The organism is uncultured Porphyromonas sp., from assembly GCF_915070105.1.
GTDB lineage: Bacteria > Bacteroidota > Bacteroidia > Bacteroidales > Porphyromonadaceae > Porphyromonas.
Genome location: NZ_CAJZFJ010000019.1, coordinates 22,313 through 35,609 on the forward strand (window position 1 = coordinate 22,313; position 13,297 = coordinate 35,609).

A 13,297-nucleotide genomic window follows, 5' to 3' on the forward strand; every position below is an offset into this window, starting at 1 on the left:
CTAATAAAGTGGATTGATCGAGAGCACTCGTCAGAGGCTCTCTAGGGGGATATGATCTACTATGATCCCGGCACGCTGCAGTAGGTCGATGCCATCACGTAGACGATACTCGATGCTATAGACGACACGTACGATACGGCTCTGGATGATGAGCTTGGCGCACTCGATGCAGGGGGCATCAGTGACATAGACTGTCGCTCCAGAGCTGTCGTTGGTGCTACTGGCTAGCTTGGTGATCGCATTCGCCTCAGCGTGTAGTACGTATAGTTTCGTATGGCCATCGTCGTCTTCGCAGATGTTCTCGAAGCCCACGGGCGTACCATTGTACCCATCGGAGATGATGCTCTTATCCTTGACGATGAGGGCACCGACCTTCCTTCGCTCGCAGTAGGAGTTCTCGGCCCATATACGAGCCATACGGAGGTACCGCTTATCCAGTACGAGCTGCTTCTCCTCAATAGTCGTCATTGTCTATCTTATCGTATTGCGTTAATGCTATTACGTTCAGACAAAGATACGGCTTTGTCCTCACAAAGGAGCTCCCGAGGGAGATATTACTAGAGCCGAGGCCAGAGTTCACTAGATGCCGAGGGCAAAGTGCGTGAGGAGCATACACCCAAGATAGCAGCATCTGTATCCTAGTGTAGACTTACCAGAAGTATAGGTACTACCTAAGGGTGAAAAGTGTACACGTGTGTACACCATAGTATACCCACGTGTACACAACTGTATACACGCGTGTATACTACCTCGCTCTAAGTATGTCCTCGGTAGGGCTCTAGTACGTGCGATTCTCGGGGCTAAATCTAAGTGCTCCCGGAGACACGGCTAAGACACCCTTGAGGTGAAACAATACCCCCAAAGTGAGGAGCGTACTAGGATAGATTATGTCTCGACCCTAGATAGGGACACCCCCTAGGTGAAGGGCTGTAGGTGGAGGTAGGCTAGTTGAAAATCCGCCCTCATAACTCACTCTGTATGGGACATGCCTAGAGGGTGGGAGAGGGTATACCGAGAAGGGGCGATAGGACATAAAATATTCGCCCCCGTCACCTATCTAAGATGACGGGGGCGAACATTATATGTCCTCTGTGAGGGTGTAGCGTCTGCTAGGATGGATGTGTCGGGATGTCCGAAGTATACGATCCTAGGACAGGCTACTCCACGACTTGTTTAGAGGGCGAGTGGGGAGGTGGGCTTACTTCTTCTTGAAGACAACGGCCTTGAGGGAGAGGGGGACAATTTTGGGCGTAGGGCTGTCCTCCTGTGGTTGCATAGTGGCGGACTCAAAGTCGGCAGTGAGCTCAGAGCCAGAGAAGGCTCCCTTGAAGTCCTTTACGATGTGCATCTTGCCGAAGGGAGTTTCGGCAGTGTAGTTCTTGATAAAGAGTGAGTCCCCCTTGACCTCGCAGTCTAGCAGATATTCTAGCTTGTGACCAGGGCCTTTAGGGATGATCTTGATCTTCACTTCCTTGGGTGAGTTGAAGTGTAGGCTGTACTGCCCCGTGGCCTCCGTCCAGTTCGTGTCGGTGAGGTGGTGCGTGTCGGGGATGTCATTGGTCTTTTCACCTCTGCATGAGGGTAGGAAAGCCAGGGTAAGTAGCCCTAGGAGTAGGGCAGAGAATGATGCTTTGCGCAGTAGCATACTCAGTTGTTATTTAGTGGATGAATGAATACATCTATTGTTAGGTAGAGGGCTTCTCATCATGCTATAGAGCCTAGGTATATAGCCCTCCCCTTACTGAATGCAAAGGAACAAGGAAAAGCTAGGTAGTACAATCATCATATTTGGGTATTTTTCATCTGCCTCTTCCCTATCTATGGTGATGGATAGGAGAGGCTAGGCTCTTGGTCAAGTGCCTCATCTGGGGCAAGAAGGGACGAAGGGAGTCCGTTCTTCGGTCTACCTAAAGCTATGGAGCTTAGGCTGCTCAACCTAGCAAAAGTGTAGATAGAATGGGAAGTGAAGATAGGGAGGATAGCCGGTAATTCGTTTAGTCTTGGTACATTTGTGCTATATAAGTATGCCGTACGTACAATTTAAGATATACAGTAATGGACTACAGAATCGAAAAGGATACCCTTGGCGAAGTCAAGGTACCCGCTGACAAGCTTTGGGGAGCACAGACAGAACGCTCTCGTAACAACTTCAAGATCGGTCGGCCAGCCTCTATGCCTCTGGACGTAATCCGTGGCTTTGCTTACCTCAAGAAGGGGGCAGCCTATGCTAACCACGAGCTCGGAGTACTCCCCGTAGAGAAGCGTGACCTCATCGCCGCTGTCTGTGATGAGATCCTCGCAGGGAAGCTGGATGACCAGTTCCCACTCGTTATCTGGCAGACGGGCTCAGGGACGCAGAGCAACATGAACGTGAATGAAGTCATCGCCAACCGTGCACACCAGCTAGCAGGGAAGGTGATCGGGGAAGGTGAGAAGACCCTACTCCCTAACGATGATGTCAATAAGTCTCAGTCCTCCAATGATACCTTCCCCACGGGGATGCATATCGCCTGCTATAAGAAGGTCGTAGAGGTAACCCTCCCAGGCCTTCGCCAGCTACATCAGGCACTTGACCGCAAGGCCAAGGAGATGGCAGACGTCGTGAAGATCGGTCGTACGCACCTCATGGATGCTACACCCCTCACCCTAGGTCAGGAGTTCAGTGGCTATGCTGCTCAGCTCGAGCATGGCATCAAGGCCATCGAGAACACCCTCCCACACCTAGCAGAGCTAGCCCTCGGCGGTACAGCGGTCGGTACGGGTCTCAATACCCCTAAGGGCTATGATGTCGTGGTCGCACGCCATATCGCAGAGTTCACAGGCCTACCCTTCGTCACGGCTAAGAACAAGTTCGAGGCACTAGCAGCCCACGATGCCATCGTAGAGAGCCATGGCGCCCTGAAGCAGGTAGCAGTAGCCCTGAATAAGATCGCAAACGATATCCGCCTCCTCGCCTCTGGCCCTCGTAGCGGTATCGGTGAGATCATCATCCCCGCCAATGAGCCCGGCTCCTCCATCATGCCCGGTAAGGTGAACCCCACACAGTGCGAGGCTATGACGATGGTCTGCGCTCAGGTCGCAGGTAACGATACGACGATCTCTGTAGCAGGGATGCAGGGCCACTTCGAGCTCAACGTCTTCAAGCCTGTCATGGCTGCCAACTTCCTAGAGAGTGCACAGCTCCTAGGGGATGCCGCAGTCTCCTTCGATATCCACTGCGTATCAGGTGTAGAGCCTAACCACCCCCGCATCAAGGAGCTACTCAATAACTCCCTCATGCTCGTCACGGCACTCAATACCCATATCGGCTACTACAAGGCCGCTGAGATCGCCAATGCTGCTCATCGCAATGGCACAACGCTCAAGGAAGAAGCTCTTCGCCTAGGCTATGTCAGCGAGGAAGACTTCGACAAGTGGGTACGCCCTGAGGATATGGTACATCCTCTAGACTAAGGGTTACCCTAGACAAAAAAGAGGAGCCTGTACCCTACGGGGTACAGGCTCCTTTGCTTTTCTATGACCTCGAGTAGCGAGGGGATATTGCCCTTACTGCTCAAGCTGTAGGCTGAGCTCCTCCCATCGGGAGAGGACAGCCTCCTGCTCTTCCTTGAGCTGGCGATAGCGGTCGAAGAGTGCTTGGTCTGTGGCATGCTCTGGTAGAGCGAGCTTGGCCTCTAGCTGCTGTAGCTCGGTATCGATCGCCTCACTTCGCTCCTCAGTAGAGCGCAGCTCTCGCTCTAGGGCTCTGCGCTCCTTGGCGGCCTCCTTCTGTCGCTGGTAGTCTTCTGCCCCCGTCGTGCTACTGGTGGTCTTCACCTCACAAGATGGGGCTCCTGCACGAGGAGTGCTTGGGGTGGTATTGTCCTCCCGATCACGCTTCTCTAGCCAGTCGTAGATCCCACCGATATGCTCCGTGACCTTGCCCGAGCGGAACTCGTAGACACGAGATACCAAGCCATCGAGGAATACACGGTCATGCGAGACAATAATCACCGTACCAGAGAAGCGGAGGATCGCCTCCTTGAGGACTTCCTTGGAGCGGATGTCTAGGTGGTTCGTTGGTTCGTCTAGGATGAGTAGGTTCGCAGGGCGTAGTAGGAGCTTGATGAGGGCTACTCGTCCTCGCTCTCCTCCGCTTAGTACGGATACCTTCTTCTCAGACTCCTCTCCCCCGAACATAAAGGCTCCCAGTAGGTCGTTGATCCTAGTCCTGATCTCCCCCTGAGCCTCTCTATCGATCGTCTCGTAGATGGTATAGTCGCCATTGAGCTCTTGGCTCTGGGTCTGGGCGAAGTAGCCCACCTCTACATTGTGCCCTAGCCGTAGAGAGCCCGTATAGTCCGAGATCTCTCCCATGATACACTTGATGAGGGTGGACTTACCCGATCCATTCTTCCCCACGAAGGCTACCTTCTCACCTCGCTCAATGGTCATATTTACGTCTGAGAAGACGGTATGTGTCCCATAGCTCTTGGTGAGCCCCTCGATGATCACGGGGTAAGCACCCGAGGTAATAGCTGGAAGGAAAGAGAAGTGCATCGCCTTGCGATCAATGTCCTCGATCTGTATACGCTCTACCTTGGCTAGCTGCTTGAGTCGGCTCTGTACCTGGACAGCCTTCGTGGCCTTGTAGCGGAAGCGCTCGATGAAGTCCTCGGTAGCTTGTAGCTCCTTCTGTTGGTTCTCGTAGGCACGTCTCTGCTGCTCCAGTCGCTCCTCTCTGAGGGTGAGGTAATGGCTGTAGTTCGTCTTGTAGTCGTAGAGCCTACCTAGCTCTATCTCCAGAGTCCTGCTGGTCGTAGCGTCAATGAAGGCTCGGTCGTGCGAGATGAGTACAAGGGCGGATGAACCAGAGGCGATGAATCGCTCAAGCCAACGGATCGACTCGATGTCCAAGTGGTTTGTCGGCTCGTCCAATAGGAGGACATCAGGACGCTGTAGCAGTATCTTGGCTAGCTCAATACGCATACGCCATCCCCCCGAGAACTCACTCGTAGGACGCTCTAAGTCTGTACGCTCAAAGCCTAGTCCGAGTAGTGTACGCTCGATGTCTGCCTGTATGCTACCACTAGACTGCATCAGCAGAAGGTCAGAGCGCTGTGCATGTCGCTCGATGAGCTCCATATATTCGTCACTCTCGTAGTCGGTACGTGTCGCCATCTCTTGGGCTAGATGCTCTACCTCCTGCTCTAGCTCTGTGATGTGGCTGAAGACCTGCTGACACTCTGCGAGGACTGTCCGCTCATCACTCATCTGCATGACCTGCGGTAGGTAACCTATGCGTATGTCCTTGGGGCGAGAGATGGAGCCCTCGGTAGGCTCATCTATACCGGCTAGGAGCTTTAATAGAGTGGACTTCCCTGCGCCATTCTTCCCTACTAGGGCTATGCGCTCTTTGGCAGAGATGACGAAGGATATATCCTCGAAGAGGGGCTTAGCCCCGAAGTATACAGAGACGTTATTGACGCTTATCATTATGGAGTAGTGGCAGGAATAGGTGTCGGACTAGTAGTGGGGATTTCAGGACTGTATGTATCTCCAGGGATCAAGACTTCCTCAACGACTATAATCGGGCGTCCAGGTAGGAGGGCTGTGATGAGCTGCTGGAGCTGCCCCCGAGCCTCTAGCCTCGCCTGAGGTAGGAATCGTGGGTCATTCATTATATCTCTATGAGCCTGTGAGAGGATCTTGGTCTCTAGCTCCTTAGTAGCCGTTCGGTCGGAGGTGGGCTCGGGATGGATACCGAAGATGGACTTGGCCATATAGTAGTACTTGATCGAGTGCGTGCCATTAGGTCTACGTCCCAGTTCTACCTGAGGCATAGGCAGGGAGACGTAGAGCGTGTCGCCCTGTCCCTGCTGGATGTGGAGTCGCTCTAGGTCAAACTTGACGTAGGCTACTAGGTCAGCTACGCCCTCGGCCATATAGGAGCCCGAATAGGCCTTGACGGACTGGCGGTAAGTGATCTCCTGGGTGATGAGCCTTAGGCGCTGGGTGATTTTTGCTTGGAGCTCTACGGGAGTGACCTTAGGCTCCTTGGTCTCCTCTGTTGTATAGGTGCGGTAGAGGTAGAGTGCTACCCCGACTAAGAGAAGGATGAGAATGAGGATTAGTAGGGGGATGCGGAGTGCTTTCATCACTTAGTCTTGGAGGTTGGGGTGAAGGAGGGATTGCGGGTACTCTCGGCCTCATCGCTAGGTGAGAGGGTCACTCGGATACGTACCCCGAGCTGTTGCATCATCTCAGAGAGCTTGCTCTCTGCTGCTGCACGAGCATCAGCTAGGAGCTGAGGGCGTATCTGTAGGAGGGCATCGTCAAGGATCTTAGAGACCTTGGCACGCTGTCGCTGTAGGAGTTCCTCGATCTCGTTCTCCGTGAGGCGTGAGCGCATTGGGTCTGCCTCCTTACTCACGGCACGGTGCATAGACTCTAGTTCTCTCGTGACCTCTATGGGGGGAAGGACCAGATCGATAGTGCTATCGTTGCGCTGTCGTATCATCTGTTCGGTGAGTAGCCTAAGGTCGCAGTAGGCAGAGGCCTGACTGACGATCTCGACCTTAGTCTCTCTTGTGCCAAGGAGACGCTTCCAGCCGAGGAAGCCATCTTGTCTTGGATCTAAGGCAAGGGTGGTACGTAGTTCACTTGTTGCCAACTCTAGGCGAGAAAGGCTCTGAGCTTGCGTAAGCAGAACTTGTACAGGTGGTGTTTCTTGCTCAGTCTTGGCTCCCTTGCAAGAGTAGAGTAGCCCTAGGGCAAGTAGTACCCCAACTGTATGCCGGGTAAAGGTACTTATTATATGCATGACCATGAGTGCTGTATTATGGATGCTATTGTCTAATCATTGCTGGTTGTCGTTGCCCTCATCTCCCTCTTCCCTATGTGCTCGCTGTAGTCTCTGGTGGTAAGGCTCAATGGGGACATTACGCTTGAGGATAAGACGAAGTGAACGGTCATAGGTGACATAGTTCCATATCCAGTTCAGCAGGACGACGACCTTGTTACGTACAGAGAGGATCGAGCGAAGGTGGACTACGAGCCAAAGCACCCAGGCTGTGAAGCCTCCCCACTTAGCCTTGCCTATCTCTGCCACGGCTCGGTTACGTCCGATCGTGGCCATAGAGCCTAAGTCTCGGTAGCGGAAGGGTGACTCGGGCTGGTTCTGTAGGCGAGCCTTGAGGTTTTGGGCTAGGAGCTTGGCCTGCTGTAGTGCGACCTGTGCTAGCTGTGGGTGCCCGTTGGGATACTTGGGGTCTGCGGTCATGAAGCTTTGGTCTCCAATGGCAAAGACATTCGTCAGCCCCAAGATTTGGCTGTGGTCGTCTACTAGGATACGCTTGCCCCGCCCCAAGGTCTCTGCACTGATGCCCTCTATAGTGTTGGCTACGATACCACTAACCCAGATGACAGTACGAGTCTTCATCTCTGTCCCATCACTGAGGGTTAGGGTCTGCCCATCATAGTTGGATACCATCGTGCCCGTGTGGATCTCTACCCCAAGCTCAGATAGCCCCTGAGCTGCGGTCTCAGAGCTCTTCTCACTCATTGCCTGTAATAGCCGAGGTGAAGCATCAAGGAGATGTATGCGGAAGAGCGAGGTGTCGAGATAAGGGTAATCCTTAGGTAATACGTACCGCTTCATCTCTGCGAGTGCCCCTGCTATCTCTACCCCCGAGGGGCCACCCCCAACAATAGCTACAGTGAGGAGAGCGTCACGCTGAGCCTCATCGTCTGAGACGAGAGCCTTCTCAATGTTCTGCAGGAGTACATTACGTAGATTGATGGACTCATAGAGTGTCTTCATCGGGAGGCTATGACGAGCGATCTCCTCATTACCGAAGAAATTGGTCATCCCACCACAGGCGAGCACGAGATAATCATACTGCACCTCGCCGACAGAGGTGAGTAGGACATTGCGTAGAGTGTCTACACCCTCTACCTCAGCCATACGAAAGAGGAAGTTCTTTTTCTTACGGAAGGCCGAACGGAAGGGGAAGGCGATGGAGCTTGGCTCTAGCCCCGAGGAGGCCACTTGATAGATCAGTGGGGGGAACTGATGATAGTTATGATGGTCAATGAGTACGACTTGGAAGAGTTTACTATCTAGGCTCTGTGCGAGCTTGAGCCCACCGAAGCCTCCACCTGCTATCACTACCCTGGGGAGCGAAGACTGAGGAATATTGATACTCATAGCGCTTTATACTTTTTGGAGGATAAAATTGAATACATCTCTAAAACAACTTGATACCTGTATAATGTTCGCCTCTCTTCTCGCTTTAATGTAGCCCTGATATTCCCCCTCCCCAAAGGCTTATACTCATTCCTCCCCTCATCTTTGTTTCTCCTCCGGATTGGCAATCTCTTCCTCGTGACTGTGGAGGCATTAAAGCCCTAGCCCTTCGAGGCTTATTTGGCGATAGGTAGCTCTTCCTACAGGTAGTCCTTCGGCTATTGGGTGCTTCCATGCACACAAGACTCTCTTCCACCTCTAGTAGGCTGTATCCTTAGTAGCTAGAGAATATACGGCTACAAAGGTAGCTGTTTTCCCCCAGCCTCTCTTGGACAACACCCAAGGGGTAAGGGCTGATGCATGAAATCACTACAGTGCGAGGGCAAGGTTGTCAAGGAGCATACGCCGAAAAGATCGAAGTATCTATGTCCCAGGTGTAGAGATCCCCAGTGTATCCCTCCTACCTAGGTGGGATAAGTATACACGTGTGTATACAACAGTGTACACGCGTGTACACAACCTCGCTCTAAGTATCTCCTCTGTAGGGCTCGCTTGTATGCTATTTCTTGGGGATAATGCCTAGGTTCTTTAGTGATGCACTAAGGCTCTCTGGAATATAAAATAATACCCCTGAAGATCCAAAGGCAGGAGTGTGCGAGCGAGATCATGCGTCGGCCCAGCCCAAGGGGGAAGTGTTATTCACGCTAATAGCTGTATATTTTGGCTGACACGTAAGTTTGTTTGACTCCAACATCCTCTTCAGGGGACGTCAAATAATTGATACTCCCTTTGATTATCTAGGATCTGAGCAAAGGGTGTCCATGTTGACTGAGATAGTTCCTCAGGAATGCTGTATATTTGGCGGCAACGAAGAATGCAAGTAAGATTCTATGAAGCGATTTACCAACTGTACTCTAGGGGCTAGAGATGTTATCCTACTGTTAGAAGAACTACATAGACGTGGCTATGAACGCATGCGTTTCTTTGGTTATCTATCACCTAATAGGATGGCTTATAGAGTTCATCTAGCCCGTCAAGATGCAATGAGTGAAAATGGGTACGAATTGGAGGGAGAGGCTATTTGGTATTCCTCTGTTGGCTCTGATTGCTGTGGGCTATCTGCGGATTCTCTTGCTGATGAGTTCCTCGAAGAGTTTGCAGAGCACCCAGATCTATTCAGGGCAAAGGCTGAGGATTCAGATTATGTACAGTGGTTTAGACGAGTAGTAGAGCTTGCATGCAGAGGCATTTATCTAAATCCCTACTCGGATGATCGTATAGTGAGTATATGTAGTGGATATATCGATACAATTGGAGGAGATGGCGAACGTCTTCCTTTGCCTCCGGTATCTCCACGGCCATTTACTGGAACACCTGCTGCGCATGTTTGGGTGGAATGTGCTTCTCTAGTTGCCAAGCATCTGCATCTGGGACAAGTAGATAAGGCTGGTGTGCCTTATTACGAAGGTCATCTCTCTGCTGTTGCTGCTCAGGGAAGGGACTGGCGTGAACGGGTAGTTGGTTATCTGCATGATAGTACTGAGGATACCCAATATAAGCTGGACTCCGTGCTATCTCTTTTGGAAGATTTTGCAGGGGCTTCGTTACCTAGGCGAGATAGAAATGAAATAGAGCGAGCACTAAGGCTTCTAGACCACCATTGTGCAGCTAATCGAGAGTCTTATATACAAGGCATAGTGGCTAGTCCATTAGCAACAGCTGTCAAACTACACGATTTGACTCATAACATGGATCTTTCTCGACTAGTATCCCCTTCTCTAGGGGACTATGAATGCTTGGAACGCTATAAATGTGAGTTTGCCTATCTGAGTAGTTTTCTTCGTCCGCCAACTTATCTCAACTAGCTTATATTTATAGAATCGTTGGATAGACAATCTAAGCTTTTCCTTTCGAGGAACTTGACTGTTGATAAGAAGAGTGAGGTGCAGATGAAGTACAAGAATAGGGGAACGAAAACCTTCGAATGAAGCCTAACGAGTAGATAGATAAAAGGAAAGGTGCTCATAACGAGCGCCTTTCCTTTTTGGGTGATACTTAGTCTTTGCTTGTGGTCAGCAGCTACTTGCCGATGCAATATATTTACCTCTGTATCGATTAGGCGATAAGCCTTCTAATCGGTACAAATACCCCTCAAATAAATGGAAAAACAGTTTTATGTGCCTATTTTATAGGGGGGGACATATTTGTATCGCATGGCTTGGTCCTCAGTCTTTCAATCTTCTTTGGGGTGTTACGCTCTATAAATCAACAGATTATAACACCTCCCATTTGTAATTGGCACGCTTGCCCAGTGTAAAAGTTCCCATTTCGGAGCATATTAAGGCAATGTGGTGCAGGAAAAATACTTGATATAATTATTTTTCTTTCAACAATTATAATAGTGAGATTAAAAGCTTATATTTGCGTATTATATGATGTGTTGAAGATATGGCAAAGAATACAATGGGGACTAAGTTGCCCCGAAAATTAGAGCAGAAGATGCAGATTGTAGGAGAGCAAATCAAGTTAGCCCGACTGCGTCGTAATCTTAGTGTGGCACAGATTGCTGAGCGTGCTACTTGTTCCCCTTTGACCGTCTCTCGTGTGGAGAATGGAGCCCCTACTGTGTCGATCGGGATTTACTTGCGAGTACTCTATGCCCTTCAGCTTGAGGACGACATCCTCCACCTTGCTAAAGACGATGAACTGGGACGGCGCCTCCAAGACCTTTCTCTCATCAATCGCCGCCGTGCCTCCAAGAAAGAATAAACTATGCAGAAACTACTTGTATATGCTGATTTTGATTGGCTGAAAGAACCGACACTTGTTGGGGAATTGAGCTATGAGTCTCTGCGGGGGACAGACAGCTATGGCTTCTGCTTCAATGAAGAATGGCTACGAATACAAGGAGGATTATTCCTAAGTGCTGATCTTAACAATTACTCGGGCGTACAATATACAACAGGAGGTGATGATATTTTTGGATGCTTTTCGGATGCATTGCCCGATAGATGGGGGCGAACACTACTTAATCGCAGAGAGCAGATTTTAGCACAAGGGGAGAAACGCCCCCTTCGTCGTCTTACCTCCTTTGATTACCTCTTGGGGATTGATGATTATTCCCGAATGGGAGGTTTCCGTTTCAAAGAAAGTGTAGATGCTGACTTTATCAATAGCTCTCCGATCCTGAGGATTCCACCCTTGACCGATATTCGTGCATTGGAAGCCGCAAGCAAGGAGGTAGAACAAAGTGAGGAGCGGAACGAACTCCCTGACAGAAGATGGATCGTACAGCTGATTCAGCCTGGCACTTCTCTTGGTGGAGCACGTCCCAAAGCCAGTGTGCTGGATACCGATGGCTCTTTATGTATTGCAAAGTTTCCCTCTCTTAAGGATGATTATGATGCCGAGTTGTGGGAGCATCTCTGCCATTTTCTTGCGAAAAGGGCTGGGATTACTGTGGCTGAAACAAGGGTATTACAAACATCAGAGACCTATCACACCCTAATCTCCAAGCGTTTTGATAGAACAGAGCAAGGGAAACGTATCCACTTTGCCTCGACTATGACGCTTCTTGGATTGCATGATGGAGATAACGCCATGAATGGTTACGGTTACTTAGATATTGTGGATTTTATCATTCGCCACTGTACAGATGTGGAGAGTAACCTAAGGGAACTATATCGTCGTGTTGTTTTCAATATCTGCATTGGCAATAGTGATGATCACTTCCGAAATCACGGATTCTTACTTACACCCAAAGGCTGGACACTATCTCCTGCTTACGACATAAACCCAACATTAAGTAAACATCAGAGTTTACTGGTTACTTCTACGTCCAACGAGGCGGACCTCTCACTTCTCAGAGATGCTTCAGAAGAATATATGCTGAGCAAGGAGATTGCCGATACCATTATTTTGGAAGTGTGTAATGCCCTGAAAGATTGGCTATCCTTGGCTACTCGACTAGGAATTACTAAGAGAGAAATAGCCCTCTTTGCTGATCGCTGGGAATTTTCGGCAAGTCATTAGAATAAACAACCCCGAGGGGGTATGATAGATTTCCACTCCTTACATTTGCTACTGATAGGGTATAAGTTGTTTTATATGCTAACGAAGATAATTATAGTACAGTAGATAAAGGAGATTCACCTATTATAATTATAGATATAAATATGGAAAGACATAGAGTGCAATACTATTCCCAACGTGATTTGAGCATAGGTTCGAATTTACAGCAAATAGAGGGCCTATTGATGAATTTTGAGGCATCAAAATTCGTCAAGGATATCAATGATGTTTTGGAACTCTATCACATCAAAAAATATATAGATCGTAACAACTATCTATCAACTTGGACAGAGGATTATATTAATAGCCTGAAATCAATGGTTAAGAGTTTCTCAAAAATTATTGTGAGATATCTACGAGCTATACCCAAAGATGCACTGTATGATTATTACAAGTCGATAGACTGGAGCTATACAGAATCATTCTGGGAGGTGGTCGCCAATTATAATCTTCTAGATTTGCTTGATGAGCCTTTTTTGGACAAGGTGCTTGCTGAAGATGGAAATTTGCGTCTGATTCTGCAACAGGAACGGATCGTAGATAAGTTTGCGAAATATCTCAAGAGCAAGATAATGAGTAATAGTCTATCTGCTCATATCCTCTTGGATCAATATGCACGCAGTAGCTTAAATGATAATGGTGGGACGTACTTCTTCCCGTCATCATTGACATCTACCGACAAGGAGCAGATTATTGTAGACTTCTTGAACCAGGGCGAGCCAAACCTCAACTACGTGAGGCTGGTGATGCAAGTAAAGGACAATGCTAATGAGATTATCCTTACTCCAAAGACAAGACTCCTTGCACAAGATGTGGAAAAGCAATTGAATGAGAAGTTCTTTGACAAGGAAAATGTGATTCATTTTGCTTATGGTGTAGAGTATGATAGAAGTGATAATATTCCACCAGCCAGAATAGAGCAACGAGAAAATGGGTTTATGCAAGTTCATAGCTGGAAATATATTGAGGGCTTGAACGAAACGGATAAGATTCTCGTTT

10 protein-coding genes and 1 pseudogene are annotated in these 13,297 nt (G+C 49.3%); 5 read left to right on the forward strand and 6 right to left on the reverse strand.

Going from position 1 to position 13,297, the window contains the following annotated elements; all coding sequences use genetic code 11:
- Positions 1-30: 30 nt before the first annotated feature.
- The gene (locus QZ554_RS03270) at positions 31-468 is read right to left on the reverse strand and encodes a dCMP deaminase family protein (protein WP_297194364.1); all 438 of its coding nucleotides are present in this window, start codon (positions 466-468) and stop codon (positions 31-33) included.
- A gap of 730 nt (positions 469-1,198) precedes the next feature.
- Positions 1,199-1,645, reverse strand: a complete 447-nt coding sequence (locus QZ554_RS03275; RefSeq protein WP_297194366.1) for a hypothetical protein — start codon at positions 1,643-1,645, stop codon at positions 1,199-1,201.
- Positions 1,646-2,055: 410 nt separating this feature from the next.
- Here QZ554_RS03275 and fumC point away from each other — a divergent pair, with 410 nt between their 5' ends.
- Positions 2,056-3,453, forward strand: a complete 1,398-nt coding sequence (gene fumC, locus QZ554_RS03280; RefSeq protein WP_297175915.1) for a class II fumarate hydratase — start codon at positions 2,056-2,058, stop codon at positions 3,451-3,453.
- A 93-nt stretch (positions 3,454-3,546) separates the two neighbouring features.
- Here the strand turns inward: fumC and QZ554_RS03285 are convergent, their stop codons facing one another.
- Genes QZ554_RS03285 through QZ554_RS03300 form a run of 4 tightly spaced genes read right to left on the reverse strand, consistent with a single transcriptional unit; the run spans position 3,547 to position 8,188 of the window.
- On the reverse strand, positions 3,547-5,475 hold the full coding sequence (locus QZ554_RS03285; RefSeq protein WP_297194368.1) for an ABC-F family ATP-binding cassette domain-containing protein: 1,929 nt from the start codon (positions 5,473-5,475) through the stop codon (positions 3,547-3,549).
- Positions 5,475-6,137 carry a hypothetical protein gene (locus QZ554_RS03290; protein ID WP_297194370.1) on the reverse strand — a complete coding sequence of 221 codons (663 nt, stop codon included), beginning with the start codon at positions 6,135-6,137 and terminating at the stop codon, positions 5,475-5,477. The genes QZ554_RS03285 and QZ554_RS03290 overlap by 1 nt, the downstream gene beginning before the upstream one ends.
- The gene (locus tag QZ554_RS03295) at positions 6,137-6,808 is read right to left on the reverse strand and encodes a DUF4230 domain-containing protein (RefSeq protein ID WP_366764438.1); all 672 of its coding nucleotides are present in this window, start codon (positions 6,806-6,808) and stop codon (positions 6,137-6,139) included. Before QZ554_RS03295 ends, QZ554_RS03290 begins: the two co-directional genes overlap by 1 nt.
- 30 nt (positions 6,809-6,838) lie before the next feature.
- Positions 6,839-8,188 (reverse strand): NAD(P)/FAD-dependent oxidoreductase, encoded by a 1,350-nt coding sequence (locus QZ554_RS03300; RefSeq protein ID WP_297194374.1) that lies wholly within the window; start codon positions 8,186-8,188, stop codon positions 6,839-6,841.
- A 929-nt stretch (positions 8,189-9,117) separates the two neighbouring features.
- Here QZ554_RS03300 and QZ554_RS08280 point away from each other — a divergent pair.
- From QZ554_RS08280 to QZ554_RS03320, 4 genes and pseudogenes are all read left to right on the forward strand, one after another.
- Complete coding sequence (locus tag QZ554_RS08280; RefSeq protein WP_366764441.1) at positions 9,118-10,092, forward strand: hypothetical protein; 975 nt, start codon at positions 9,118-9,120, stop codon at positions 10,090-10,092.
- A 583-nt stretch (positions 10,093-10,675) separates the two neighbouring features.
- Positions 10,676-10,996: a helix-turn-helix transcriptional regulator gene (locus QZ554_RS03310; RefSeq protein WP_297194375.1), complete on the forward strand. Its 321-nt coding sequence runs from the start codon at positions 10,676-10,678 to the stop codon at positions 10,994-10,996.
- Between the two features lie 3 nt (positions 10,997-10,999).
- Positions 11,000-12,259, forward strand: a complete 1,260-nt coding sequence (locus QZ554_RS03315) for a type II toxin-antitoxin system HipA family toxin (RefSeq protein ID WP_297194377.1) — start codon at positions 11,000-11,002, stop codon at positions 12,257-12,259.
- 143 nt (positions 12,260-12,402) lie between these two features.
- Positions 12,403-13,297 (forward strand): annotated as a pseudogene (locus QZ554_RS03320) (hypothetical protein); the annotation flags it as partial.

Coding starts and splice junctions, on each gene's coding strand:
- QZ554_RS08280 (WP_366764441.1), top strand. CDS start 9,118: ATGAAGCGATTTACCAACTGTACTCTAGGGGCTAGAGATGTTATCCTA.
- QZ554_RS03285 (WP_297194368.1), bottom strand. CDS start 5,475: ATGATAAGCGTCAATAACGTCTCTGTATACTTCGGGGCTAAGCCCCTC.
- QZ554_RS03270 (WP_297194364.1), bottom strand. CDS start 468: ATGACGACTATTGAGGAGAAGCAGCTCGTACTGGATAAGCGGTACCTC.
- QZ554_RS03295 (WP_366764438.1), bottom strand. CDS start 6,808: ATGGTCATGCATATAATAAGTACCTTTACCCGGCATACAGTTGGGGTA.
- QZ554_RS03315 (WP_297194377.1), top strand. CDS start 11,000: ATGCAGAAACTACTTGTATATGCTGATTTTGATTGGCTGAAAGAACCG.
- fumC (WP_297175915.1), top strand. CDS start 2,056: ATGGACTACAGAATCGAAAAGGATACCCTTGGCGAAGTCAAGGTACCC.
- QZ554_RS03290 (WP_297194370.1), bottom strand. CDS start 6,137: ATGAAAGCACTCCGCATCCCCCTACTAATCCTCATTCTCATCCTTCTC.
- QZ554_RS03300 (WP_297194374.1), bottom strand. CDS start 8,188: ATGAGTATCAATATTCCTCAGTCTTCGCTCCCCAGGGTAGTGATAGCA.
- QZ554_RS03310 (WP_297194375.1), top strand. CDS start 10,676: ATGGCAAAGAATACAATGGGGACTAAGTTGCCCCGAAAATTAGAGCAG.
- QZ554_RS03275 (WP_297194366.1), bottom strand. CDS start 1,645: ATGCTACTGCGCAAAGCATCATTCTCTGCCCTACTCCTAGGGCTACTT.